This is a genomic window from Xanthomonas sp. LMG 12460 (genome assembly GCF_009192895.1).
In the GTDB taxonomy this organism is placed as follows: domain Bacteria; phylum Pseudomonadota; class Gammaproteobacteria; order Xanthomonadales; family Xanthomonadaceae; genus Xanthomonas_A; species Xanthomonas_A sontii.
This window is the reverse complement of the sequence record NZ_NKUH01000088.1, coordinates 16,942-40,795: the sequence shown is the minus strand read 5'-3', so window position 1 is coordinate 40,795 and position 23,854 is coordinate 16,942. Positions and strand designations below refer to the sequence as shown.

General features: G+C 70.6%; 20 protein-coding genes. 6 read left to right on the top strand and 14 right to left on the bottom strand.

The features are described 5' to 3' along the window. Positions 1 to 2: 2 nt before the first annotated feature. Genes CEK66_RS16705 through CEK66_RS16695 form a run of 3 tightly spaced genes read right to left on the bottom strand, consistent with a single transcriptional unit; the run spans position 3 to position 3,142 of the window. Positions 3 to 1,184, bottom strand: a complete 1,182-nt coding sequence (locus CEK66_RS16705; RefSeq protein ID WP_150410789.1) for an efflux RND transporter periplasmic adaptor subunit — start codon at positions 1,182 to 1,184, stop codon at positions 3 to 5. Between the two features lie 10 nt (positions 1,185 to 1,194). Further along, a complete protein-coding gene (locus CEK66_RS16700) occupies positions 1,195 to 2,682 on the bottom strand; it encodes an efflux transporter outer membrane subunit (protein WP_017910993.1) in 1,488 nt (495 codons plus the stop codon). Between the two features lie 10 nt (positions 2,683 to 2,692). Next, positions 2,693 to 3,142, bottom strand: coding sequence for a MarR family transcriptional regulator (locus tag CEK66_RS16695; protein WP_026144760.1), 450 nt, complete (start codon positions 3,140 to 3,142; stop codon positions 2,693 to 2,695). Between the two features lie 141 nt (positions 3,143 to 3,283). Between CEK66_RS16695 and CEK66_RS16690 the strand changes: the two genes are divergently transcribed. Together CEK66_RS16690 and parC are read left to right on the top strand one after the other, a co-directional pair. Further along, positions 3,284 to 4,168: a helix-turn-helix transcriptional regulator gene (locus tag CEK66_RS16690; protein WP_152237644.1), complete on the top strand. Its 885-nt coding sequence runs from the start codon at positions 3,284 to 3,286 to the stop codon at positions 4,166 to 4,168. A gap of 57 nt (positions 4,169 to 4,225) precedes the next feature. Continuing rightward, a complete protein-coding gene (gene parC / locus CEK66_RS16685) occupies positions 4,226 to 6,469 on the top strand; it encodes a DNA topoisomerase IV subunit A (protein ID WP_017910990.1) in 2,244 nt (747 codons plus the stop codon). 331 nt (positions 6,470 to 6,800) lie between these two features. Here parC and CEK66_RS16680 read toward each other — a convergent pair whose 3' ends face one another. The 11 genes from CEK66_RS16680 to bfr form a co-directional block, all read right to left on the bottom strand. Continuing rightward, entirely contained in the window at positions 6,801 to 7,472 is a 672-nt protein-coding gene (locus CEK66_RS16680) for a TetR/AcrR family transcriptional regulator (RefSeq protein ID WP_152237643.1), read from the bottom strand. Positions 7,473 to 7,637: 165 nt separating this feature from the next. Then, a complete protein-coding gene (locus CEK66_RS16675) occupies positions 7,638 to 9,080 on the bottom strand; it encodes an aldehyde dehydrogenase family protein (protein ID WP_193312692.1) in 1,443 nt (480 codons plus the stop codon). Between the two features lie 125 nt (positions 9,081 to 9,205). Beyond that, complete coding sequence (locus CEK66_RS16670) at positions 9,206 to 10,357, bottom strand: MFS transporter (RefSeq protein WP_152237642.1); 1,152 nt, start codon at positions 10,355 to 10,357, stop codon at positions 9,206 to 9,208. A gap of 84 nt (positions 10,358 to 10,441) precedes the next feature. Next, entirely contained in the window at positions 10,442 to 11,080 is a 639-nt protein-coding gene (locus CEK66_RS16665) for a hypothetical protein (protein WP_152237641.1), read from the bottom strand. Positions 11,081 to 11,083: 3 nt separating this feature from the next. Continuing rightward, complete coding sequence (locus CEK66_RS16660) at positions 11,084 to 12,532, bottom strand: aminotransferase class III-fold pyridoxal phosphate-dependent enzyme (RefSeq protein WP_152237640.1); 1,449 nt, start codon at positions 12,530 to 12,532, stop codon at positions 11,084 to 11,086. 49 nt (positions 12,533 to 12,581) lie between these two features. Further along, positions 12,582 to 13,223 carry a class II aldolase/adducin family protein gene (locus CEK66_RS16655; RefSeq protein ID WP_152237639.1) on the bottom strand — a complete coding sequence of 214 codons (642 nt, stop codon included), beginning with the start codon at positions 13,221 to 13,223 and terminating at the stop codon, positions 12,582 to 12,584. Continuing rightward, on the bottom strand, positions 13,210 to 14,853 hold the full coding sequence (locus CEK66_RS16650; protein ID WP_152237638.1) for an FGGY-family carbohydrate kinase: 1,644 nt from the start codon (positions 14,851 to 14,853) through the stop codon (positions 13,210 to 13,212). The genes CEK66_RS16655 and CEK66_RS16650 overlap by 14 nt, the downstream gene beginning before the upstream one ends. Positions 14,854 to 14,856: 3 nt before the next feature. Continuing rightward, positions 14,857 to 15,750: a TorF family putative porin gene (locus CEK66_RS16645; RefSeq protein WP_017910982.1), complete on the bottom strand. Its 894-nt coding sequence runs from the start codon at positions 15,748 to 15,750 to the stop codon at positions 14,857 to 14,859. Between the two features lie 117 nt (positions 15,751 to 15,867). After that, a complete protein-coding gene (locus tag CEK66_RS16640) occupies positions 15,868 to 16,293 on the bottom strand; it encodes a DUF2147 domain-containing protein (protein WP_152237637.1) in 426 nt (141 codons plus the stop codon). Positions 16,294 to 16,367: 74 nt separating this feature from the next. Beyond that, positions 16,368 to 16,688 carry a hypothetical protein gene (locus CEK66_RS16635; protein WP_152237636.1) on the bottom strand — a complete coding sequence of 107 codons (321 nt, stop codon included), beginning with the start codon at positions 16,686 to 16,688 and terminating at the stop codon, positions 16,368 to 16,370. Between the two features lie 188 nt (positions 16,689 to 16,876). Next, positions 16,877 to 17,368, bottom strand: coding sequence for a bacterioferritin (gene bfr / locus CEK66_RS16630; protein ID WP_043092467.1), 492 nt, complete (start codon positions 17,366 to 17,368; stop codon positions 16,877 to 16,879). Positions 17,369 to 17,560: 192 nt separating this feature from the next. Here bfr and CEK66_RS16625 point away from each other — a divergent pair, with 192 nt between their 5' ends. The 4 genes from CEK66_RS16625 (at position 17,561) to CEK66_RS16610 (ending at position 23,802) form a co-directional block, all read left to right on the top strand. After that, positions 17,561 to 19,945 (top strand): penicillin acylase family protein, encoded by a 2,385-nt coding sequence (locus tag CEK66_RS16625; protein ID WP_152237635.1) that lies wholly within the window; start codon positions 17,561 to 17,563, stop codon positions 19,943 to 19,945. Between the two features lie 82 nt (positions 19,946 to 20,027). Continuing rightward, positions 20,028 to 21,074, top strand: coding sequence for a right-handed parallel beta-helix repeat-containing protein (locus CEK66_RS16620; RefSeq protein WP_017910788.1), 1,047 nt, complete (start codon positions 20,028 to 20,030; stop codon positions 21,072 to 21,074). Between the two features lie 290 nt (positions 21,075 to 21,364). Then, the gene (locus tag CEK66_RS16615; RefSeq protein WP_152237634.1) at positions 21,365 to 22,441 is read left to right on the top strand and encodes a GGDEF domain-containing protein; all 1,077 of its coding nucleotides are present in this window, start codon (positions 21,365 to 21,367) and stop codon (positions 22,439 to 22,441) included. Positions 22,442 to 22,716: 275 nt separating this feature from the next. After that, positions 22,717 to 23,802, top strand: a complete 1,086-nt coding sequence (locus CEK66_RS16610; RefSeq protein ID WP_152237633.1) for a GGDEF domain-containing protein — start codon at positions 22,717 to 22,719, stop codon at positions 23,800 to 23,802. The last annotated feature ends 52 nt before the right edge of the window (positions 23,803 to 23,854 follow it).

The following is a 23,854-nucleotide window of genomic DNA, read 5'->3' as shown; positions in this document are numbered from 1 at the left end:
GCTCAGTTCGCCTTGGCGGCGTCGGGCAGATTGGCGTGGATGATCTGCTTCACGGCCGCATCGGCCTGCTGCAGCTGCTGCGCATACACATCGGTATCCAGCAGCGTGCCGCTGGCCGGCTTGGTCGGCAGCACCGCGCCGTTCTGGTCATGCAGGTTGACGTCGGCCTTCATCGACAGACCGATGCGCAGCGGATGCTGCTCCAGTTGCTTGGCGTCGATGGCGATGCGCACCGGCACGCGCTGCACGATCTTGATCCAGTTGCCGCTGGCGTTCTGCGCCGGCAGCAGCGAGAACGCACTGCCGGTGCCGATGCCCAGGCTCTGCACGGTGCCGTGGTAGGTCACCGCGCTGCCGTACACGTCCGACTCCAGTTCCACCGGCTGGCCCAGGCGCATGTGCTTGAGCTGGGTTTCCTTGAAATTGGCGTCCACCCACACCTGGTTCAGCGGCACCACCGCCATCAACGCGGTGCCGGGCTGCACGCGCTGGCCGACCTGCACCGAGCGCCGTGCCACGTAGCCGGACACCGGCGCGACGATGGCGCTGCGGGCGTTGTTGAGGAAGGCCTGGCGCACCTGCGCGGCGGCGCCCTGCACGTCGGGCTGGTCGGCCACGCCGTTCTCGTCGATCAACGCGCGGTTGCGCGCCAGGGTCTCGCGCGAGCCGCTGACCGCGGCCTCGGCGGCGGCCAGCTGATCGCGGGCATGCGCCAGCTCTTCGGCGGAGATCGCACCGGTGGCGACCAGACTGGCGCGGCGGGCGACGTCGGCGCGGGCGCGCTGCAGGGTCACCTGCTGCGCGGACAGCTCGGCCTGGGCGCCCTCGACCGAGCGGTACAGACCGCGCACCTGGCGCACGGTACGCGCCAGATTGGCCTCGGCCTGCTGCAGGGCGACCTCGGTGTCGGCCGGGTCGAGCTTGACCAGCGGCTGGCCGCGCTCCACGCGCATGCCGTCGTCGGCGTCGATGCGCACCACGGTGCCGGCCACCATCGGGGTGATCTGCACCAGGTTGCCCTGCACGTAGGCGTCGTCGGTGTCCTCGTGCCAGCGGCCGACCAGGAAATACCAGATCGCCAGCGCGATCAGCACCAGCACCACTACCACGGCCAGGCCGCGCAGCAGCTTGCCGCGCCGGCTGGGAGCGGGAGCGGAGGAAGCGGGGGTCGTTGTCTGATTCATTGCAGCGATCTCAGGAATGCGAAGGTGCGGAAGAAGAAGAGCTCGGCGCATCGGCGGCGGAGGTGGCGTCGTAGCCGCCGCCCAGCGCCTGATTCAGGCGCACCGAGACCAGGATCTGATTGGATTGCAGCGACGCCAGGCGCTGCTGCGCGTCCAGCAACTGCTGTTGCGCGCTGAGCACGTCCAGGTAGTTGCCGATGCCGGCGCGGTAGCGCTGCTGCGACAGGTCGAAGGCGGCTTGCGCCGTCTGCAGCGCCTGCGCCTGCTGCTGCGCCTGCTCGGCCAGCGAACGCGCGGCGTTGACCTGGTCGGCCACCTCGCGCAGCGCCGCCACCAGGGTCTGGTTGTAGTTGGCCACCGCCAGGTCGTACTGCGCATCGCGCTCGGCCAGCTGACTGCGCAGCCGCCCGCTGTCGAACAGCGGCAGGCTCACGCCGGGGCTGAGCAGGCCCAGCACCGACGAACTCTTGAACAGGTCGCCCGGATTGGTGGCGGCGACGCCGCCCAGCAGGGTCAGATTGATGCTGGGATAGAACTGCGCCTTGGCCGCATGGATGCCCTGCGAGGCGGCTTCCACGCGCCAGCGCGCGGCGACCACGTCGGGCCGGCGGCCGAGCAGGTCGCTGGGCAGCACCGACGGCACCCGCGCGACCTGCGGGTCGAGCAGGCGCGGGCGCTCGATCTGCAGCCCGCGATCCGGGCCGCGGCCGAGCAAGGCCGCCAGGGCGGTGCGCGCTTCGTCGATCTGCTGCTGCGCCGCCGCCTGCTGCTGGCGCGCCGCCGGCACCCGCGCCTCGGCCTGGCGCAGTTGCAGGTTGTTGTCGATGCCGGCATCGCGGCGCTGCCGCACCAGCTTCAGGCTGTTCTCCGAGCGCGCCAGTTCGGCGCCGGCCAGGTCGTACAGATGCCAGGCGTAACCCAGTTGCGCATAGGCGCGGGCGACGCCGGCCGACAGGTCCAGGCGCGCGGCCTGCGCGTCGACCTCGGCCGCATGCGCCTGGTCCACCGCCGCCTCCCACGAGGCGCGCTTGCCGCCCCACAGGTCGAAGCCGTAGCTGAAGTTCAGCAGCGCCTGCTCGTTGTGGATGTACTTGCCGCCGATCTCGTCGCCGGCCAGGCCCTTGGGCAGTTGCAGGCCGGTGTAGCCGGCCGACAGCGACAGCTTGGCGCCGCGGTCGGCATCGGCCGCGCCGGCCTGCGCCTGCGCCAGGCGCAGCCGCGCATCGGCCGCGTCCAGGCTGGGCGTGCCCTGCAGGGCCTCGGCGATCAGCGCGTCGAGCTGCGGATCGCCCAGCGCCTTCCACCAGTCCTGCTGCGGCCACGGCGCCGGCGCCAGCGCGTCGGCGGCCAGGGTCTTGCCGATGTGCAGCTGGCGGTCGGCATCGAGCCGGCGCCCCTGCGGTTCCAGGCCACGGCTGCTGGCGCAGGCCGCCAGTGCCAGGGTGAGGGCCGCGACCGCGAACGGGCGCAGGCGGGAGGGAGAAGAAGACAGAGTCATGTGGGCGGGTTCAGGGCGAATTGAGGGAATCGCGGACGCGGACCAACAGCGAAAACAAGTGCTCGCGCTCGTCGGCGGACAAATCGCGCAAGGCATCGGCGATGACGTCGTCGCCGCGCTGCTTGAGCTGCTGCCACAGCGCCTGGCCTTCGTCGGTCAGCACCAGGCGCAACGCGCGGCGGTCCTGCGCGTGCGCCTCGCGGCGCACCCAGCCCAGGTCTTCCAGCTTGTCCAGCAGGCGCGTCACCGCGCTGGGGTTCTGGTCGATGGCCTGGGCCAGTTCGTTGGCGGTGCACGGCGCCATGTGGGCCAGGGCCTTCATGCCGATGTAGTGGCTGAAGCCCAGGTCCGGCTCCAGCCCGGCCATGGCGCGGTCGAGGCGGCGCATCAGGCCGTCACGCACCTGGCGCAGCAACAGGCCGAACGAGGGCTGGCCAGGAAAGGAGGGAGCGCAGTTCATGGTCGCCTATTATTTTCATTTAGAAATATATGTCAAGAAAATATCCCCAAGGAAACTAGATGCTGCGTTGCAGCGAAGGAACGCTGACGGCGAGCGCACTGTAGCGGCGCGCGGCCATGGCTCGGTATTACAATCTGGACAATGGATATCGAAATCGCGCCAATCCAGCCGGCCGACGCTCCGGCCAGCGTCGGCTCCGACAGCGCGCTGGACCCGCGCGCCATGGAGTGGTTCGAGCGCGCCGATGGCCCGCCCGCGCTGGCCTTCATCGCGCATTCGCCGGTGTCGCTGCGGCGCGAGGTGGACTGGCACCGCCACGTGCGCGGGCAATTGATCTATGTGGAGGACGGCGTGCTGAGCACCCGCACCGCGCACGGCCAGTGGTCGCTGCCGCCGGGCTGTGCCGGCTGGATGCCGCCGCAGGAACTGCACACGGTGCAGGTGTCCGGGCGGGTGCGCAGCTACCTGGTGCTGATCCGCCCCGACGTCTGCGCCGACCTGCCGCCGCGGACCTGCGTGATCGGCATGAACGGCCTGTTCCGGGAGGTGCTGCGACGGATGAGCCAGTGGGGGGTGGCGCCGGTGCTGGCGGCCGAGCAGCAGCGCCTGTGCGCGGTGCTGCTGGACGAGGTGCGCAACGCCCCGGTCGAGCATCTGCACCTGCCGATGCCGCGCGACCGCCGGCTGCTGCGCATCGCCACCCAGTTGCTGGAAACCCCCGCCGACGACCGCTCGCTGGCGCAATGGGCGCACTGGGCCGGGCTGTCGGCGCGCAGCCTGAGCCGCCACTTCCGCGACGAGACCGGCTTCGGCTTCGCCGGCTGGCGCCAGCAGGCGCGGCTGGCCGAGGCGCTGCGCCGGCTCAGCGACGGCGCCAGCGTCGCCGACACCGCCTTCCGGCTGGGCTACAGCAGCCCCAGCGCCTTCGTCACCGCCTTTCGCGGCCGCTTCGGCCATCCTCCGGCCCGTTACCTGGCCAGCGCCGGCGGCACGCGCGGCTTGGCATCGCCGGCCGCATCCGGATAATCGACCGGCTGACCTGCGGCGCCTGGCGCCGCGTTCCCCTATAGGTATTTCCTGCGCATGACCGATCTCGCCCGCCCCGCCTTCCATGGCTTCGAACAGCTGCCGCTTCGCGAATACGCCGAACGCGCCTACCTCGACTACTCCATGTACGTGGTGCTGGACCGCGCCCTGCCCTTCCTCGGCGACGGGCTCAAGCCGGTGCAGCGGCGCATCATCTATGCGATGAGCGAGCTGGGCCTGAACGCGACGGCCAAGCCGAAGAAGTCCGCGCGCACCGTCGGCGACGTGATCGGCAAATACCACCCGCACGGCGACAGCGCCTGCTACGAAGCGCTGGTGCTGATGGCGCAGCCGTTCTCCTACCGCTACCCGCTGATCGAAGGCCAGGGCAACTTCGGCTCCACCGACGACCCGAAGTCGTTCGCGGCGATGCGTTACACCGAGTCCAAGCTGACCCCGATCGCCGAAGTGCTGCTGGGCGAACTGGGCCAGGGCACGGTGGACTGGTCGCCGAACTTCGACGGCACCCTGGACGAGCCGACCTGGATGCCGGCGCGGCTGCCGCACCTGCTGCTCAACGGCACCACCGGCATCGCCGTGGGCATGGCCACCGACGTGCCGCCGCACAACCTCAACGAGATCGTCAGCGCGCTGATCCGCCTGCTCGACGACCCCGACGCCAGCGTCGCCGACCTGTGCGAACACGTGCGCGGCCCGGACTACCCGACCACCGCCGAGATCATCACCCCTGCCGCCGACCTGCGCACCATTTACGAAACCGGCCATGGCAGCGTACGCGCCCGCGCTACCTACCAGAAGGAAAACGCCAACATCGTGGTCACGGCGCTGCCGTACCAGGTGTCGCCGTCCAAGGTGATCGAGCAGATCGCGCAGCAGATGCGCGCCAAGAAGCTGCCGTGGCTGGAAGACATCCGCGACGAGTCCGACCACGCCAACCCGGTGCGGGTGGTGCTGGTGCCGCGTTCCAACCGGGTCGACGCCGAGCAGTTGATGGGCCACCTGTTCGCCACCACCGACCTGGAGCGCAGCTACCGGGTCAACCTCAACGTGATCGGCCTGGACGGCCGCCCGCAGGTCAAGAACCTCAAGACCCTGCTGGAGGAATGGCTGCGCTTCCGCAGCGACACCGTGGTGCGCCGCCTCAACCATCGGTTGGAGAAGGTCGAGCGCCGCCTGCACCTGTTGGAAGGCCTGCTGACCGCGTTCCTCAACCTGGATGAGGTGATCCGCATCATCCGCACCGAGGACGAGCCGAAGCCGGCACTGATCGCGCGCTTCGGGCTCAGCGAGGAACAGGCCGACTACATCCTGGAAACGCGCCTGCGCCAGCTGGCGCGGCTGGAGGAGATGAAGATCCGTGGCGAGCAGGACGCGCTGGCCAAGGAACGCGAGCAGCTGCAGGCGGTGCTGGCCAGCAAGACCAAGCTGAAGAAGCTGATCAAGGACGAGCTGATGGCCGACGCCAAGAAGTTCGGCGATGCGCGGCGCTCGCCGCTGGTGCAGCGTGGTGCGGCCCAGGCCATCGACGAGACCGAGCTGGTGCCGAGCGAGCCGATGACCGTGGTGATGTCGGAGAAGGGCTGGATCCGCGCGGCCAAGGGCCACGACGTGGATCCGGCGGCGCTGTCCTACCGCGATGGCGACGGCCTGCTGGCGGCGGTACGCGGGCGCAGCACGCAGCAGGTGGCGTTCCTGGATTCGGAAGGCCGTGCCTATTCGACCCTGGTCCACACCCTGCCCTCGGCGCGCGGCAACGGCGAGCCGCTGACCGGACGCTTCTCGCCTGCGGCCGGTGCCTCGTTCCAGGCCATCGCCAGCGGCGAGAACGACAGCCGTCTGGTGCTGGCGTCCTCGCACGGCTACGGCTTCGTCACCCGCTTCGAGAACCTGACCAGCCGCAACAAGGCCGGCAAGGCCATGCTCAACCTGACACCGAACGCCAAGGTGCTGCCGCCCGCGCCGGTGAGCGGCGCCGGCAGCGACCGCATCGTCGCGGTCACCAGCGCCGGCCACCTGCTGGCGTTCCCGGTCGCCGACCTGCCCGAGCTGGACAAGGGCAAGGGCAACAAGATCATCGACATCCCCAAGGCCAAGCTCAGCACCGAGCGGGTGGTGGCGATCGCCGCGGTGGCGCCGGGCAACACGCTGCTGGTGAAGAGCGGCCAACGCACCATGTCGCTGTCGTTCAAGGACCTGGACGCCTACCTCGGCGCCCGCGCCAGCCGCGGCGGGCTGCTGCCGCGCGGGTGGCAGAAGGTCGACGATCTGGCGGTGGAGTAAGCGCTTGGCGCCAAGCGCGGGATTCGGGATTCGGGATTCGGGATTCGGGATGGGAGTTTCGCGCCGGTGCAGCGTTTGCATACGGCGCGGCATCCCGCTTCTCTTAGGAGCGGCTTCTGCCGCGAGGCCTTACCGCTGAAGCGTCGCGGTTGAAGCGCAACAGCGACCACTGGCTGCACGCGCATCGCGTGCGAAGCCAAGCGTCCCCAATACCTGCACGTCACGAGGCTTTTGTGGGAGGGGCTTCAGCCCCGACGCGCATCACCTGCAGCGCGTCGGGGCTGAAGCCCCTCGCACAACGCGGCTGCCCGAGCGACCGAGTCCAAGTCGCCTAGCCTACTGTCGCAGCATCGCGCAACTGCTCGATATGGCTGGCGATCATCGCCGCCACCGTATCGGCCACCGCGCGCGCGCTCAGACGGGTGTCGAACAACAGTTCCACCGTGGCATAGATCAGGTCGACCACGATGCGGCTGACCAGGCGCAACTGGCGCGGGTCGGCGTCGGGGAAGGCCTCGCTGAGGAAGCGCACCTGGCCCTTGGTCACCTGCGCATGCGACTCCAGGCGCACCTGCTGCAGCGCCGGCACCGCGCGCAACGCGCGCAGCACCCAGACGCCGCCCTCTGTCGCCTTGGTGACGCGGTAGGTATCCAGCACCAACCCGGCCAGTGCGCGCTGCAACTCCTCGCGCGTGCCGCTCATCGCCTGCAGGGTGATCCACTTCGGGACGAGCTGGTTCTGCCGCTCCATCAGCCGCCGGCCCAGTTCCGACAGCAGCGCGTACTTGTTGGGGAAATAGCGGTACAGCGCCGGCGGCGTCAGCCCGGCACGCGCGCACACCAGGTTGGTGGACAGCCGCTCCACGCCGACGTCGCCGAGCAGTTGCGCGGTGACCGAGAGGATCTGTTCGTAGGTCTCGGTGGCGCGATGCTGGGCCGGCACCTTGTTCCCGGTCAGGCGCGGGCGGTGCGGGGCGGAGGGACGCGGCGTGTCGGCGGGCATGGGATCTCGATGGTGGTAAAGCAGCAGGCGCCGCAGTGGCGGCACGTCGCCAGCCTGACGGCACGCATCGCCGCGGCAATGGGTGCGCGGGCTGCGCCGCGACGTCGCGGCACGCGCCGACATCGCATCTTACCGCGCCCGCCGCTGGCACACCGGCAACGTCGCTCAGCGCCGTGCCAGCCAACCGCTGAGGCCGGCCGCCAAGCGCCGCTGCAACGTGGTGTACGGAGGAAAGAACGCCTTGACGATCGGCAGTCGGCCGCCGCGCAGCAGCGCGCGTTCGTGCGAGAAGGTGCGGAAGCCGTGCACGCCGTGCGCGCTGCCGAATCCCGAGGCGCCCACCCCGCCGAACGGCAAACCGCTGTGCACGAACTGCTGCAGGCAGTGGTTGACCACCGCGCTGCCGGAACTGGTGCGCGCCAGCACCTGGGCGATGCCGGCGCGATCGCGGCTCCACAGGTACAGCGCCAGCGGCTTGGGCGCGGCGTCGAGCCGGTCGAGCACCTCGTCGAGGCGCGCGAACTCGATCAGCGGCAGTACCGGACCGAAGATCTCTTCCTGCGCGATCCGCGCCTGCGCCGGCACCTGCGCCAGCAGCGTCGGCGCCACGTAGCAGCGCTCCGCGTCGTGCTCGCCACCGGCCAGCAACTGCGCGCCGCCGGCGCGCGCTTCGTCGATCAGCGCGGCCACCCGCGCGGCATGCGCCGGGTGGATCATGCGCGCCAGGTGCGGGCTGGAGGCGACCGCCTGCGCGTCGGCACCGTAGCGCTGCGCCAGCAGGGCGCGGCAGTGTGCGAGCAGGCGCGCGCTGACGTCGCGATGCACGAACAAGGTATCCGGCGCGATGCAGGTCTGTCCGGCATTGACCAGCTTGGCCCAGACGATCACCTCGGCGGCAAGACGCAGGTCGGCGCTGCGGTCGACGATGACCGGCGACTTGCCGCCCAGTTCCAGGGTCACCGGCGTCAGCTGCCGCGCCGCCGCGGCCATCACCTCACGGCCCACCGCCGCCGAACCGGTGAAGAACACATGGTCGAACGGACAGGCCAGCAAGGCCTGCGCAGTGGCCGCGCCGCCCTGCACCAGGGCCACTTCTTCCGGTGCGAATGCCTCGTCCAGCACCGCCTGCAGCACCGCGTTGACCTGCGGGGTGAATTCGGAGGGCTTGATCAGCGCCGTGTTGCCGGCGGCCAGTGCCGACACCAACGGCCCCAGCACGGCGGCCACCGGGTAGTTCCAGGGCCCGATGATCAGGCAGCGGCCCTTGGGCTGGAACGCGATGCGCGCGCGCGTACCCAGCGCAAGCAAGGTGGGCGAGACCTTGCGCGGACGCATCCAGCGCGGCAGCTGCGCGATGGCGGTGGCGATCTCGTCGACCACCGGCAGCAGCTCGGTCAATTCCACTTCCAGTGCGGGCTTGGCGAAATCGGCGGCGAAGGCGGCGATCAGCTTCTTCCGTCGCGCCAGCAAGGCATCGCGCAGCGCACGCAGATGCGCGCGCCGCGTGTTCGCCGAGGCGCCGCGCCAGGCCAGCGCGGTGGCCTGCTGCGCGGCGAACAGCGCCGCGACCGTCTCCGGTGGGGTGTCCAGCACGGGCTCAGACGCCATCGCCGCTCTCCTGCTTGGCGGACATCGGCCATCGCTCGGTGCCTGGCAATCTCCTGCCCTGCGCCATGCGCGGCCGACGGAAGCGCGTCATCGCCGCGGCCAGCATGCTCGCACGGCCACCACCATCAGCCAGCATGCGAGCCCGCCTCCACGACGGCCGGACGGCGCTGCCGTCGGCCGATCCACAACGCCAGCAGCGCCGCGGTCAGCGCAAAGCCCAGACCGACCAGCGGCACCGGCGCCGGATCGTCGGCGTGCAGCAGCAGCGACGCCAGTAACGGCCCGCAGGCCGACCCGATCAACTGCGCGGCCGGCACCAGCACCGCCACCCGCCCCTGCGCATCGGCGCGCAGCGCCAGGCCGACATGGAACGGCATCAGGAACATCCAGGCGAAGCCGAACGCAACGCACACCGCGGCAAAGCCCAGCGCCGCATTGCCCGGAACCCGGTACATCGCCGCGGCCACCAGGCACAGCGCCACGCTGCCCAGGGTCAGGGTCGCCGTCACCGACAGTCGCCGCACCCAGTAGATCGCCGCCAGGCCACCGACGATCTGCATGCCCAGCACCCACGAGGTCTGCAGTTGCGCCGCATGCGCGTCCAGCCCCGCGCGCAACGCCAGCGGCTCCAGGTACGCCCACAGCGCGCCGATCGCCGACATCTGCAGGAACGCCACCAGCAATGGCGCCAGCGTCGCCGGCGACCAGCGCAGCCTGGCGGTGGCGGTCGCCGCGCACTGCGTATTGGCGGCGCGAGCCAGGCTTGCCGGCACCGACAGTGCCGCCGCCAGCGGCAGCACCAGCAGGCAGGTCGCGGCCATGGCGACGAAACCGCCCTTCCAGCCGGCCGCCGGCAACACCCACAGCGCCAGCGCCGCCGCCAGCGCAATCTGCGCCAGCGCCTGCAGCACCATGAACACCGCGGTGATCCGGTCCGGTGTGGCCGCGCGCACGATGCTGACGGTGGCCACCCAGACCAGCAGGCCCTCGGCCAGGCCAGCGACGGCGCGCAGCGCGACGAACGCCGCATCGCCCTGTGCCTGTACCGTGGCCAGGTTCAGCAGCGCGGCCAGCAACGCCGCCACGACCGCCGTGGTGCGTTGCCAGGACACCGGCAGCAGCGCATCGCCCAGCGCCACGCCGATGCCCAGGGCGATGATCTCGCCCATCGCCACCACGCCCACGCCGGGCAGCGTGATCAGGTGCTGCTCGACCAGTGCGCCGAGCACGATCGGCTGCACGCCGAGGATCAGCAGCGCGATGGCGCCGATCGACAAGGCCGCGGCGAGCGGACGTGTCGCTTGGACGCCGGTTGATGCGAGGGAAGAAGGGGATGGCTTGGCGGTCATCGCGATGGACCCTCAGTAGCCTTTGCTCTCGGCCGGCAGTTCGCCCGCAGCGAAGGCCGCGGCAGCCCGCATCTGGTCCTTGCGCAGCCGCCCGTTGGCGATGCGCCGCACCCACCAGGGCAGCTCCCGCACCTGCCCGCCGGTGGCCGCGGCAAGCACATAGGCCTTGGCGCATTTCTCGAACAACTCCACGTTCAATGCCAGCCGCTGCGCGGTGATGCCAAGACACAGCGGTCGTCCGCCGAACAGCAGGACGCTGCCGACGCCCGGCGCGGCCGTCGCCAACGCGTCGAGCGCAGGAAACGGCGCCGGCATCGGCCCGATGTGCCGGGCCTGCTCGTCGAACACCTGCGGCAGCACGCCGCCGACGTCGGCCAGGCGCAGGCCGAACACGCCGGCCGACCAGGCGCTGGCGCCGACATCCGGACGCCGCGCATACACCTGCGCGTGCACCTGCGCCCATGCCGGCAGCGCCGGGTCGCGCCAGTCCAGCCACTGCGGCCGCTCCGCCTCGAGCGCGCCACAGCACATCGCCGTGCTGCCCGGACAGCGCAGCGCCAGCGCTGCCGCATCGTCGCCGAGCAGGCGCTTGGCCACGAGCCGCGCGCGGGTGTGCAGCCAGAGTGCTTCGATCTGCGGGACGGTGGGCATGCGCTACACCAGCTTGAACACGTCGTCGAAGCGGTTCAGCGCCTCGTCCACCACCGCATCGGTATCGGCGCGGCTGGTGTAGATGCGGCTGCCGGCCAGGGTGATCAGCCCGTGCGCCGAATACGCCGCGCCCATCTCTTCCATCATGTGCTTGCGCTCCTTGGCTTCGTTGCGCACGCGCCACAGCTTGTACAGGTTGCCGGTGTCCAGCAGCAGCACGCCGGAGGTCTGCAGGTGCACGATCGAGCCCATGTTGTAGACCACGTACGGCAGGCCGAGACGGCGGATGATCGCCTCCAGGCCCTGCCGCAGGCGATCGCCGGCGCGGCCGGCCTGGCCGGCGGCGTCGCTGCGTTGCGCTTCCAGCAAGGCGTGGTAACCGGCCACGCAGGACAGCGGATTGGCCGACAGCGTGCCACCGACGAAGGCGCGCCGCGCCGTGGTGCCGATACCGCCGACCAGGCTCATCATCACCTCGCGGCGGCCGCCGATCGCGCCGGCCATCGGATAGCCGCCGGCCAGGCATTTGCCGAGCACGGTGATGTCGGGCATGACCCCGAAGTAGCCCTGCGCACCGCCCGGGCCGAGCCGGAAGCCGGTGACCACTTCGTCGAAGATCAGCAGCGCGCCGAACTCGTCGCACAACTTGCGCACCTGCCGGTTGTAGTCGTGGTGCACCGGCCGCGTGCCGCTTTCCGGCCCCAGCGGTTCCAGCAGCACCGCCGCGGTGCCGCCGCGCAGGCGATTGAACTGCAGCTTGCGCCGCAATGCCTCCAGATCGTTGGGATGGCATTCCTGGGTGTAGGCGGTGGCGCCGCGCGGGATGCCGATCGCCTCCATGCGCCCGGTGCCCGGCAGGCGCATGCCGTACACCAACTGGTCGCTCCAGCCGTGGTAGGCGCCGCCGATCTTGATGATCCATTTCTTGCGGGTGTGGGTGCGAGCCAGGCGCACCGCGCCCATCACCGCCTCGGTGCCGGAGCCGAGCAGGCGCAGCATCTCCACCGCCGGCATGCTGGCGCAGACCAGTTCGGCCAGCTTGACCTCGTACGCGTGCAGCAGGCCGGTCACCGGGCCGCACTGGTCCAGCACCGCCTGCACGTGTTCGCGCAGCTCCGGCGGATTGGACCCGAGCAGGGTCGGGCCGCCGGCCTGCAGGAAGTCGATGTAGCGGTTGCCGTCCACGTCGGTCAGGTACGCGCCCTCGGCGCTGTGCATGGCCAGCGGGAACGGATGGTTGAACGCCAGGTTGTGCTGCACGCCACCGGGGATCACCTGCTTGGCCGCCTCGCCCAGGCGCCTGGAGCCCTGGCAGCGCGCGTCGAAATAGCGCATCACCTTGGCCATGCCGGCGGCGCCGATCGGCCGCATCGGCTGGTTCACCAGCGTATGGAAGCGCGCGTACAGCTGGTCCACATCGGGCCATTGCGAAATGGCGGGGGTCTGGCTCATGGTCGGTGCCGGGTTCGGGGGAACGGAAACGGAAAGCGCGTGCATGGGGTCAGGCCTCCAGTGCAGTGAGGACGGCACGCAACGGCAAGGCCAGGCCGGCGTCGTGCAGCGCGCGGCGTTCGATGCGGCGCGCCAGGTGATCGCACGCCAACTGCTCCAGCGCATCGACCGCCGCCACCGCCTGTTCCAGGCTGCGGCCGCAGCACAGCACGCCGTGGTTGCGCATCAGGTAGGCGTTGCTCGACGGCCGCAGCTGGCGCGCCAGCAACCAGGCCAGCAGCCCGGTGCCGGACGGGAAGTAGCCGACCATCGGCACGCGCGTGCCGATCGCTGCCTGCAATGCCGGATCCTCCACCGCCAGCGCCGCGCCTAGCAGCGCGCAGGCGCTGGCCACCGGCTGATGGGTGTGGATGCTGCAGGCCACGTCGGGCCGGCGGCGCAGCACCTGCGCATGCAGGCCGGTCTCCACCGACGGCGTGGCGGCGCCGTCCAGTTGCCGCAGGTCGGCCAGGCGCACCACACAGATGTCCTCGGCGCGCATCGTCAGGTAATCGATGGCCGACGGCGTCACCGCGAAGCGCTTGGCATCCAGGCGCAAGGCGACGTTGCCGCCGGTGCCGGCCAGATAGCCGCGCCGCGACAGGTCCACGCACAGCGCGACCACGCGCGCGCGTTGTTCATGGGCAAACATGCTGGGGAACCTCCGGCACGCACTCGGGAACGGGATTCATGCGGCGGTAGATCGGCGCGAGGGTGCGCTGCAATTCGCGGAACATCGCATAGCGGTCGTCGTACAGCGCGCGGGTGAGCGGCGACGGCTCGTACACCCGGCGCGCGCGTTGCAGCGCCGGCAGGTCGGCGAAGCGCAGCCGGCCCAGGCCGACGCCGGCGATGAAGGTGGCGCCGATCGCATTGGCCTGGATCGGGTTGTGCAGTTGCCGGATCGGCTGGCCGCTGACGTCGGCGATGATCTGGCACCACAGGTCCGACTGCGCGCCGCCGCCGACCGCGGCGATCACGCCGGGATCGCGGCCGAGCAGGCGCGCGAACGGCTCCATCATCCAGCGCGTGTTCAGCGCCACCCCTTCCATGAAGGCACGGATGATGTCCTCGCGGGTATGCATCAGCGACAGGTTGACCAAGCCGGCACGCAGGCTGTGGTCCTCGACCGGGGTACGCTCGCCGAACAGCCACGGCATGTACACCAGCCCGTTGGCGCCGGCCGGCACGCGCGCGGCGATGACGTTGAGCACCTCGTACACGTCCGGGCGTTCTTCGTCGCGCAGCAGTTCGTCGGGATGAAACAGGATGCGGTCGCGCAGGAACGACAGGTTGGCGCCGGCGGTGGACTGCAGCGCCGTGGCCAGGTAGCGCCCGCTCACTGCGCACGGCACCGCGGCGATGTTGCTGAACACGTCGGTCTTCATCCGCGGCACGTGCGCGCCCAGCCACGACGAGGTGCCCAGATACAGATGCGCGGCGTAGTCCTCGACCGCCGCGGCCACCGCCACCGCCGAGTTGTCGATGGCGCCGGCGATCACCCGGGTCTGCGGCGACAGCCCCAGCTGCGCCGCCACCTGCGGCAGCAACGGCCCCAGCACTTCGGTGGAGGCCACCAGCTCCGGCAGCTTGTCGCGCTCGATGCCGAGCAGCCGCAGCAGGCCGTCGTCGTAGCGGATGCGCATCGGGTCGCGGTTGTCGGTGACCCAGGTGGTGAGCACCGAATCGGCGGTGGCGCAGAAACGCCCGGTCAGGCGCAGGTTGAGATAGTCCAGCGCGTTGAGGAACTTGTGCGTGCGCTGGTAACGCTGCGGTTCGTGGTCGCGCAGGTAGGCGATATGGCCGGCGCAATCCTTGCCGCTGCCGGCCGGCGCGCCGCCGCTCAGGCGCAACCAGCGCAGCAGCTTCAGCGGCGCATAGCCGCGCACGTTGAGCCAACGACCGCGCAGGCGCCGCGCGATCGCGGCCTGCCCGCGCATGTCCAGCCACAGCATGGCATTGCCCAGCGCGCGGCCGTCGCGGTCCACGCACACGGTGCACTCGCCCTGGGTCGAGCAGCACACCGCGGTCACCCGCTGGCGCAACGCCTCGCCGCCTTGCAGCACCGCCGCCGCGGTGACCAGCAACGCGTTCCACCAGTCGCGCGGATCCTGCTCGGCGCAGACGCCATGCACGTGCAGCGGCACCGGTTCGAAGGCCCAGGCGATCACCTGGCCGTCCAGGGTGACCAGCGCGCACTTGCAGCCGGAGGTTCCCAGGTCCACCGCCAGCACCAGCGGCTGGTCGCCGCCCCGGTCGGCATCGAGCAGTTCGCTGCGCATCGGTCAGAACGTGTAGCCGATCGAGGCTACCAGGGTGTCGCCGTCGGTCTTGCGGATGCGCGCGCCGTCCTGCACCCAGTACAGCTCGTGCGCGTTGACCCGTGTGCTGACCCAGTCCAGGTTCCAGTCCAGGCCCCAGCGCTTGTGTGTGACGCCGATCTGGTAGTCGGCGAAGCTGCCCTCGCTGAAGTTGCGCAGCTTCTGGTAGCCGGCGTGCAGGCGCAGCGTGGTCGACGGCAATACCGACGGCAGCAGCGGCGTCTGGTAGTTGAGATCGCCCAGCAAGGTGCCACGCGAGTCGTGCTCGCCACGGGCGAAGCAGCGCAGCGCCGTCGTCGGGTCGGCCGCGAACTGCAGGATCTGCGCGCACACGCCGCCGGTATCGGCACCGCGGTAGGTCTTGGAGAACACGTACAGCAGGCGGCCCTCGACCGCGCCGTAGCCGAGTTCGAGCACGCCGAAATTGCTGTCGTAGTCGGTGCGGCGGATGTCCTCGGGCGTTCCGGTCTCCAGGTCGATCCGGTGCGGGGCCAGGAAGCTGGCGCCGGGGAAGCGCTCGGTGGCCAGGCCGACGCCGGCATGCCAGGCATCGGGATTGCCGAAACGGTAGCCGGCCGCCGCGGTGATGCCCAGCCCGTCGCCATCGAGGAACTGCTTCTTGCTGACCTTGGCCACCTCCAGCAGCGCGACGAAACCACTGGCGTGCACGAACTGGGTGGTCCACTTCAGCGATGGGCGCATCAGCGAGTCGGACACGCCGCGCGTGCGCTGCTCGCTCATCAGCTTGATCTGGTTCTGGAACTCGTAGTTGACCATGCCATCGGCGTCGGCCTGCTGGGCCTGCGCCTGGGCACAGCACGCGCCGTGCAGGGCCAGTGCGCCCGCGAGGGTCGCCATGAAGCGGACTGCAGTCATCTCAATCTCCCCTGTTCGCTGAGGAAGGTGGGACGCGCGGCGGCCGTCGCGGGCCCCGCACGTCGAGGGTGCCGGCGCGTTGCGCGCGCGGCGGGTGGATCACGTCGCGCAGACCGGCGTGCTGGGCAGCGTCTGCACGCGGGTGAAGCGTTCGGTCTCGCCGAGCACTTCCACCCCGACGAAGGCGCGCAGGTCCAGCGACTTGCCGCTGGCGCGCAGCGTGGCCTTGTAGCGCTTGCCGCTGCGCGGATCGAACGCCCAGCCGTCGCGCCAGGTATCGCCGTCCTCGCGCCCCAGACGCGCGATCTGCACACCGCAGGTATCGGTGGCGGTGCCGGCGTCCTTGTCCCAGACGATGCGTCCGCACAAGGCCGTGGCCGCATCCGCGCAGGGCGCGAACTCCACCACCGCGTCCTTGGCCGCGGTCAGCCACAACCCCTGCGCCGCGGCCGGCGCGGCGCACGCCGGCGCGGTCGCCAGCAGCCATCCCGCGACCACCACACCGACCGCGCCGTACCGCTTCATTCCCGGACTCGCCTGCATCGAACGCCCCCTCGCCATCGCGCAATTAAGTAGTGAAAACTACCGTATAGCGATCACTACCGTTTTGCAAGCATTGTCCGCAGGGCCTTTGCCGCGGACGTGGCGAGGCGCGCAAACGCCTGGATTTCAAGGGTTCGCGTGTGCAGCGAGATGCGTGCGACGGCCGATTTTTGCGGCATTGCAACAGCCATCGGCGAGGACGGCGACGACAGATCGGCTCGCCCGATCGCCATGGCGTCGCACTGCGAACCGAGCGAATGCGCCAGCCACGCCATCCAGCCACGCGGCCGCGCGCGGCCGAACCCGATCGGCGGCGTCAGGAAACGAGAAGGGCAGAAGGCGTGTCGGCAGTCGCTGCGGCCTTGCTGCAGCAGCAACCACCGCGACACCGCGATGCGCACTATCGCCCGCGAAGGTCGGCAGCGCCGGTGCGGGCCAGCGAGAGTTGTGGCGACCGGCACGATCGGCGGGTCAGAAGCGGCCGGCGATGGCACGGCCGCGATGGCGGGGATGGGTCCCGCTCAGTGCATCGGCGCCTCCCGAAAGTGGGAGGCGCACGGACGGATCAGGCGTCCTTGCCGGACACGTGCCCTTCGATCTTCGAGGTCTGGTACAGCGCCATGCCGATGCGCTTGATCAGGCCGAGCTGCTGTTCCAGCCACCAGGCATGGTCTTCCTCGGTGTCGCGCAGCTGCGCCAGCAGCACGTCGCGGCTGACGTAGTCGCCGTGCTGCTCGCACAGCTTCATGCCCGCGGCCAGGTTGGCGCGCACTTCGTACTCGACCTTCAGGTCCTTCTCCAGCATTTCCTCGACCGTGCGCCCGGGTTCGAAGGCATGCGGGCGCATGTCCGGGTCGCCCTCCAGGAACAGGATGCGCCGCAGCAGCGCATCGGCGTGCTCGGTCTCCTCTTCCATCTCGTGGTTGATGCGTTCGTACAGCGCCAGCAGGCCCTGGTCCTCGTAACGCCGCGAGTGGATGAAATACTGGTCGCGCGCGGCCAGTTCGCCGCGCAGCAGCTCCTTGAGGCATTGCACAACGTCGGGGTGTCCCTTCATGGGGCGGGCTCCGTGGGGTCGACTGAGGGCGCCATAGTGCCCGATGCCGCCGCGCCGCGTTCCAATCGGAATCATTCACATCCCGAGTCGCACCACCCACGATGCGTGACCCCGCGCACAGCGTGCCGCGCCTACGCGGGAACGACACGCAGTCGTGTCTAGAATCGAAGACTTGCCCACCGGAGAGAGACGATGCGCGGTCGATGGAAACGCCTGCTGCTGGGGACGCTGCTGCTGACGGCGGCCGTGGCGCTGGGCATCTGGCTGCTGCTGCGCGGCAGCCTGGCCACGCTCGACGGCAAGGCCCCGCTACAAGGCCTGCGCGCACCGGCAAGCATCCAGCGCGACGCGCTGGGCGTGGTCACCATCGATGCCGCCGACGAGGCCGATGCGATGCGCGCGCTCGGCTACGTGCACGCGCAGGAACGCTTCTTCGAGATGGACCTGCTGCGCCGCGCGGCCGCCGGCGAGCTGTCCGAACTGGTCGGCCCGCACGCGCTGGACGTGGACAAGGCACGGCGGGCGCATCGCCTGCGCGCGCGCAGCAGCGCGCAACTGGCCGCGTTCGCCGGCACGCACGCGGCGGCCTTGCAGGCCTACAGCGCCGGCGTCAACCAGGGCCTGCACGCGTTGCGGATACGGCCGTGGCCTTACCTGATGCTGTTCGCCGCGCCGCGCGATTGGCAGCCTGTGGATTCGGCGCTGGCCGGCCAGGCGATGTACTTCGACCTGCAGGGCAAGCAACTCGAGCGCAAGCTGGCCCTGTATCGCCTGCAGCAGCGCTTGCCGGCGCCGCTGTACGCCCTGCTGCGTCACGATGGCAGCAGTTGGGACGCGACACTGGACGGCAGCGTGCGCGGCGACGCGGAGCTGCCCTCCGCCGATCAGGTCGATCTGCGCCGCCTGGCGGGCGCGCCCGCCCCCGCCGCGACCGAGGCGGTCGCCACCAGCGCGCCCGGCAGCAACAACTGGGCGATCGCCGGCAGCCGCACCGCCGACGGCCGCGCCATCGTCGCCAACGACATGCATCTGGGCCTGCGCGCGCCCAGCCTGTGGTTCCGCGTGCGCCTGCGCTATGCCGATGCGCAGGCGCCGGGCGGCCACGTGGACGTGTCCGGATTCTCGCTGCCCGGCCTGCCGGCGGTGATCGTCGGCAGCAACGGTCACGTCGCCTGGGGGTTCACCAACAGCTATGCCGATACCGCCGACTGGTACCGGCTCACCCCGTGCGCCGCGGTGGCGCAGCCCGGCTGCACGCCGGTCTCCGTGCATCGCGAACGGATCAAGGTCTCGGGCGCCCCCGACACCGAACTGCAGGTCGAAGACACCGCCTATGGCCCGATCCTGCAACACGAACCCGACGGCAGCGCGCTGGCGTTGCGCTGGGCCGCGCAGTTGCCGGGTGCGCTGAATCTGGGGCTGGCCGACTTCGCCCGCGCCGACACCCTGCCCGATGCCTTCGCCCGTGCGCAGCACATCGCCACGCCCGCGCAGAACCTGGTGCTGGCCGACCGCGACGGCCACATCGGCTGGCGCGTGCTCGGCCCGCTGCCGCTGCGCGGTCCGCACTGCGCGGCCGATGCGGTGATGCACGACGTGCGTGCGACAGTGCCGGCGCAGGCGCGCTGCGCGCCATGGCCGCTGTCCACCAGCCAGTCGCCGCAACGCATCGATCCCGCCGACGGGCAATTGTGGACCGCCAATGCCCGCGTGGTCGGCGGCGCCGAACTGGCACCGCTCGGCGACGGCGGCTACGCGCTGGGCGCACGCGCACAGCAGATCCGCGACGACCTGCGCCTGCATCCGCACCTCGACGAACGGCAGTTGCTGGCGATCCAGCTCGACGACCGCGCCCTGTTCCTGCAGCGCTGGTGGGCGCTGCTGCAGCAACGCGATGCCGGTGCGGCGACGCCGGCGTTGCACGCCATCTCGCAAGCGGCCAAGCATTGGGAAGGCCGCGCCAGCACCGGATCGGTGAGCTATACCCTGGTGCGCGCCTGGCGCCTGGCGGTGCTGACCCGGATCCGCGACGGCCTGATCGCGCCGGCACCTACAGGATCGGACGCCGATGCCGCGCCCCCGGCGCTGCCGCAACTGGAAGGCGTGGCCTGGCCGCTGCTGCAGCAACAGCCGCTGCACCTGCTGCCGCGCCGCTACGGCAGCTGGCAGGCGCTGCTGGAAGACGCCGCCGCCGAGGTGCGCACGCACCTGCAGGCCGATGGCCCGCTGGACACGCGCCGCTGGGGCCAGGAGAACCGTGCGGCGATCTGCCATCCGCTGGCGCAGGGCCTGCCGGCGCCGCTGCGCGGCTGGCTATGCATGCCGGACACGCCGCTGCCCGGCGACGACGACATGCCGCGGGTGCAGCGCCCGGCCTTCGGCGCCTCCGAGCGCATGGTGGTGGCACCGGGTCACGAGGCCGACGGCATCGTGCACATGCCCGGCGGCCAGAGCGGCCACCCGCTGTCGCCGTTCTGGGGCGCCGGCCACGCCGACTGGGTGCAGGGCCGCGCCACAAAGTTCCTGCCCGGCCCGACCCGGTACACGCTGACATTAAGCCCGTCCGCACCACAATGACCCGCGATCGGCTCCGCGCCGGCGTCCGCCCGCATACGCCGGCCTGCCTTCCCCCTTCCCCCACTGCCGAGTCTGCCTACCGATGAAGCGCCCTCCCCTGCTCGCCCTGTTGCTGCCGCTCGCCGCGGCCGTGTCGTTTTCCGCCTGCGCCACGCCGGCTGCCGACGCGCCCGCGGCCGCCTCCGACTGCAGCGTGCGCGCCCAACCCGGCGACGATCTGCAGGCCGCGATCGACCGCGTCCCCAACGACGGCAAACCCGCCACCGTGTGCCTGAGCGCCGGCGAGTTCCCGGTCGGCAAGCTGATCTCGATCCAGCGCGACGGCCTGCGCCTGCGCGGCCAGGGCGACAGCACCGTGCTGCGCATGCGCGACCACGTGCAGCAACCCACCATCGTCATCGGCGACTACCAGAACGAGCGCCCCATGCGGCCGATCCGCGACGTGCGCGTGGAGCAGTTGCAGATCGTCGGCGGCACCATCGACAAGGAGTTCATGCCCGAACGCCCGTACCTGAGCAACAGCCTGGTGGTGGTGCGCAACGGCCAGAACATCCAGCTGACCCACCTGCGAGTGAGCAAGTGCCGCAGCGCCTGCCTGCTCAGCGAGTTCGACAGCCGCGACCTGCTGATCGCGCACAACGACGTGTCCGGCGCGACCTGGGACGGGGTGTCGTTCAACCGCACCGCCAAGGTCAAGCTGATCGACAACGTGATCCACGACAACGTCGCCGCCGGCATCACCACCGAGCATCTGGAAGACAGCGAGATCCGCGACAACCGCCTGGAGCGCAACGGCAGCCAGGGCGTGTACCTGGCCGACGCGCGGCGCAACCTGTTCGCGGGCAACCAGTTCATCGACAACAAGGGTGCGGGGCTCTACCTGACCTGCTCGATCCGCCAGCGCACGCCGCAGATCCTGTGCTGGGACAACAGCATGAGCCAGGACAACACCTTCGAGAACAACACCTTCCGCGGCAACCCCTACACCTACACCATCGGCGTGGACAGCGCGGCCAACTGCACCGGCCCGGAGTTCCGCCCCAACCTGTGGCGCAAGAGCAACCAGGCCGATGCCTCGGGCATCGACATCCAGCCCGAACGCTACGGCCACTGCGTGCGCTTCGAGTAAGCGCGCGCGGCCGCGGCGCCTGCGCACGCCACCCGGCCGGCCTTGGGCAGGTCGGCCGGGACGCGCCCGCCCGCGCGTGGCGGCAGAACCGGGGTGACCGGCAGGCCCGGTCGCGTCCAGGCGGGTGTCGCCCCCAAGGCGGGCGACACGCACGCCGCGACACATCCATTAAAGCTCTGCCTGCAGCGGCCGCTAACCGGTGACGACGCCCCAGCGACCGACGGACCGCGCTGGACCACCGACCGGCCGTGCCGCAGACGCTGGAGTGCCGCGGCGCTCTGGGAGAGCAGATGAACTACCACCTTCATGTCCGCCGCACCCTCGACACGCCGATCCTGGCGATCCAGGGCCTGACCCTGTGCGTCTGGCTGGCGCTGCTGCTGTGCAACCCCTACCTGAACCACCCACTGGACGCGCGCTACGCGCTGGCGTTCGCCGCCATGCTCGGCAGCGGCCTGGTCATGCGCATGGCCAGGCGGTCCTGGCAATGGCGGCTGGGCGCCTTCCTGTCGGTAATCGCGTTCGATGCCGCGTTCCGGCTGCAGTTGCACCACATGGGCGGCGCCGGCCTGGCCTGGATGCTGCCGGTGGCGGTGACCCTGAGCCTGGGCTACAGCGTGCTGTTCTGCCACGCGCGCGACTATCTGCTGGCGCTGGCCTGCACCTGGGCGATCATGCTCGGCTGGCACGACAGCCTGGTGCCGGCCTCCGCCGACCTGCCGCTGCTGGAGATCCTGGTGGCGGCGGTGACCATGGTCGGGTTCGCGTTGAACCGCATCTTCGTCACCACCATGCGCAGCAACCACGCACTGAAGGAAGGCTATCGGCGCCTGGCCGCGACCGACGCACTGACCGGCATCCCCAACCGGCGCGCGCTGATGGCCGACCTGCAGGCAGCGGTCGGCACCCAGCACGCCGTGCAGTTGGCCATGCTGGACATCGACGACTTCGAGCGGATCGGCGCCGAGCACGGCCACCACGTCGGCGATGCGGTACTGCAGGCGCTGGCGACGGAACTGGTGCGGCTGGACCCGCGTTGCCGCGTCGGCCGCCTCGGCGGCGAGGAGTTCGGCCTGCTGTTCGAGGGCGTGTCGCAGGACAAGGCGAGCGCACTGGTGCAGCGCCTGCAGCAGCGCATCCGCGGCCTGCGCGTGGACGGCGCCAGCTTCACCTGCAGCGTCGGCATGGCCTCGTTGCCGGCCGGCGGCGAACTGTCCGACCTGCTCGCCCGCGCCGACCGCGCGCTGTCCGCCGCCCGGCAGGCGGGCAACGGCAGCCTTCGCCTGGACGGCGCCACGCCGGTGTCGGCCGGCACGTCCGCGGCGTTCGCGGGCGATCCCGGTCTGCCGGCCGCCACGTCGCTGTAGCAGGCAGCACCAACAGCCCCCCCCCCCGCGGGGCGGCGCATGCCGCCGCCCCGCAGCGCACTCGCTCGTGGTGCACGCGCATCAAGCCCGACGCAGACAGCGCAGACGTCCACCCCGCTTCACCGCCGCTGCGTGCGGCACGAACAGGCTGAACCGCAGACGCTGCGGCCACTCAAGCCGCCACGCCGGCATGCCGATAAGCTGCCATCGATCCATCGCGTGCGCGTCGGCGTCCGCACATCACGAACCGGCCGGGACGCGCCGTTGGGCAGCACATGACGTACCCGGAGTACATCCGCCACCTGCTGGGCCGGTCGACCACGGCCATTCAAGCGCTGACCCTGTCGATCTGGGTCGCGACGCTGCTGTTCAATCCGTATCTGCAGCGACCATGGGGCCTGGTCAATTTGATCCTGCTGGCCGCGCTGCTCGGCGCCGCCGCCTGCACCCTGCTGGTCCGCCGCTTCTGGCACTGGCGCCTGAGCGGCGCGCTGTACGTGCTGCTGCTGTCGTGGGCGTATCAGATCGAGCTGCGGCAGATGGGCGTACATGGCGAATTCTGGTGGCTGCCGACCGCGGTCACCCTGTGCCTGGGCATCAATCTGTTGTTCCCGTTCACGCGCGACTACCTGCTGGCGCTGGCATACACCTGGACGATCATGCTGAGCGGTCGGGCGCTGCCACCGGCGGCCGCCAGCGACCCGATGCTGCTGGGGCTGCTGGTCGCCGCGGTGTCGCTGATCGGCCTGGCCATGAACCGCACCTTCGCGCGCAGCATGCTGATCACCTACCGCCTGAAGGAAGACTACCGGCGCATCTCCGAGACCGATGCGCTGACCGGGCTGGCCAACCGGCGCGCCCTGATGGCGCAACTGCATGCGCTGGCGGCCGAACGCGGTCGCCGCGGCACGCTGCAGTTCGCGATGCTGGACATCGACGATTTCAAGCAGGTCAACGACCGCCATGGCCACGATGTCGGCGATGCGGTATTGCTCGCCCTGGCCGCCGAACTGACCCGGCTCGGGCGCGGCTGCCGGGTCGGCCGGCTCGGCGGCGAGGAATTTGGCATCGTGCTCGACGGCATGAGCGACACCCAGACCGATGCCCTGCTGCAGCGGCTGCTGGAACGCGTGCGCCAGACCCGCGCCAAGGGCGTGGCCTTCACGTTCAGCGCCGGGGTCGCGCGCATGCACCCCGACGGCGACGTCTCGGATCTGCTCAAGCGTGCCGACCGTGCGCTGTATGCCGCCAAGCGCGACGGCAAGAGCCGGATCTGCCTGGACAGCGCCACAGGGCCAGCCCCCACGACGGCCATGCACGGCGTCCTCGACAGCGCAGCGCCGACGGCGGATCCGGCGTAGCGGGAGGCGCGCGGCACGCATGCATCGCCGGCGAACACACACGCTACCCGGG

What these genes read in the sequence shown, in the direction of transcription:
- CEK66_RS16680 (WP_152237643.1), bottom strand. Translation starts at nt 7,472, where the DNA reads ATGCCCGCCGACACGCCGCGTCCCTCCGCCCCGCACCGCCCGCGCCTG.
- CEK66_RS16705 (WP_150410789.1), bottom strand. Translation starts at nt 1,184, where the DNA reads ATGAATCAGACAACGACCCCCGCTTCCTCCGCTCCCGCTCCCAGCCGG.
- CEK66_RS16650 (WP_152237638.1), bottom strand. Translation starts at nt 14,853, where the DNA reads ATGCGCAGCGAACTGCTCGATGCCGACCGGGGCGGCGACCAGCCGCTG.
- CEK66_RS16665 (WP_152237641.1), bottom strand. Translation starts at nt 11,080, where the DNA reads ATGCCCACCGTCCCGCAGATCGAAGCACTCTGGCTGCACACCCGCGCG.
- CEK66_RS16655 (WP_152237639.1), bottom strand. Translation starts at nt 13,223, where the DNA reads ATGTTTGCCCATGAACAACGCGCGCGCGTGGTCGCGCTGTGCGTGGAC.
- CEK66_RS16625 (WP_152237635.1), top strand. Translation starts at nt 17,561, where the DNA reads ATGCGCGGTCGATGGAAACGCCTGCTGCTGGGGACGCTGCTGCTGACG.
- CEK66_RS16640 (WP_152237637.1), bottom strand. Translation starts at nt 16,293, where the DNA reads ATGAAGCGGTACGGCGCGGTCGGTGTGGTGGTCGCGGGATGGCTGCTG.
- CEK66_RS16620 (WP_017910788.1), top strand. Translation starts at nt 20,028, where the DNA reads ATGAAGCGCCCTCCCCTGCTCGCCCTGTTGCTGCCGCTCGCCGCGGCC.
- CEK66_RS16610 (WP_152237633.1), top strand. Translation starts at nt 22,717, where the DNA reads ATGACGTACCCGGAGTACATCCGCCACCTGCTGGGCCGGTCGACCACG.
- bfr (WP_043092467.1), bottom strand. Translation starts at nt 17,368, where the DNA reads ATGAAGGGACACCCCGACGTTGTGCAATGCCTCAAGGAGCTGCTGCGC.
- CEK66_RS16615 (WP_152237634.1), top strand. Translation starts at nt 21,365, where the DNA reads ATGAACTACCACCTTCATGTCCGCCGCACCCTCGACACGCCGATCCTG.
- CEK66_RS16695 (WP_026144760.1), bottom strand. Translation starts at nt 3,142, where the DNA reads ATGAACTGCGCTCCCTCCTTTCCTGGCCAGCCCTCGTTCGGCCTGTTG.
- CEK66_RS16660 (WP_152237640.1), bottom strand. Translation starts at nt 12,532, where the DNA reads ATGAGCCAGACCCCCGCCATTTCGCAATGGCCCGATGTGGACCAGCTG.
- CEK66_RS16690 (WP_152237644.1), top strand. Translation starts at nt 3,284, where the DNA reads ATGGATATCGAAATCGCGCCAATCCAGCCGGCCGACGCTCCGGCCAGC.
- CEK66_RS16675 (WP_193312692.1), bottom strand. Translation starts at nt 9,080, where the DNA reads ATGGCGTCTGAGCCCGTGCTGGACACCCCACCGGAGACGGTCGCGGCG.
- CEK66_RS16700 (WP_017910993.1), bottom strand. Translation starts at nt 2,682, where the DNA reads ATGACTCTGTCTTCTTCTCCCTCCCGCCTGCGCCCGTTCGCGGTCGCG.
- parC (WP_017910990.1), top strand. Translation starts at nt 4,226, where the DNA reads ATGACCGATCTCGCCCGCCCCGCCTTCCATGGCTTCGAACAGCTGCCG.
- CEK66_RS16645 (WP_017910982.1), bottom strand. Translation starts at nt 15,750, where the DNA reads ATGGCGACCCTCGCGGGCGCACTGGCCCTGCACGGCGCGTGCTGTGCC.